This is a genomic window from Vibrio sp. 704 (genome assembly GCF_033339295.1).
The window spans coordinates 1-504 of sequence record NZ_JAWOUH010001084.1 but is presented as its reverse complement, the minus strand read 5'-3'; the positions used below and the strand labels follow the sequence as shown (position 1 = coordinate 504).

The 504-nt window shown below is 51.0% G+C and carries 1 protein-coding gene; it reads left to right on the top strand.

Annotation, left to right across the window (positions count from 1 at the left end):
• The coding region (locus tag R7R24_RS30775; protein WP_318120723.1) for a molybdopterin oxidoreductase family protein at window positions 1–504 on the top strand (504 nt) is incomplete at both ends.

Below are 504 nucleotides of genomic sequence, written 5' to 3'. Positions count from 1 at the left end.
GTGCGTTTCTGAAATCACTAGCGAAATCGCGCGTGTAACGCCGCAATATGCAGGGTTGCGTTGGGACGCGATCACGCCGAACGGTGTTCAATGGCCAAGTAACAAGAACAATCCAAACGGTACTCGTATTATGCACCAAACCCAATTTACCCGAGGGAAAGGGCAAATGGTGGGCGTGCCGTTCCGTTATGCAGCCGAGTTGCCTGATGAAGAGTATCCTTTGGTGCTTACAACAGGGCGTGTGCTAGAACAATTCCACACCGGTACGATGACACGCAAAACGAAAGGGTTGGATAACCTTGCTGGGCCAAGAGCGATGATCAGTGTTGAAGATGCCGAAGCAATTGGTATCCACAATGGTCAGCGCCTAAAAGTGTCGACTCGTCGTGGCAGCATCGAAATTGATGCGTTTGTGACTAAGCGAATGCAAAAAGGCGTCGTGTTTATTCCGTTCCATTTCGTTGAGTCGCCAGTCAACCGCTTGACGACTACGGCAACGGACCC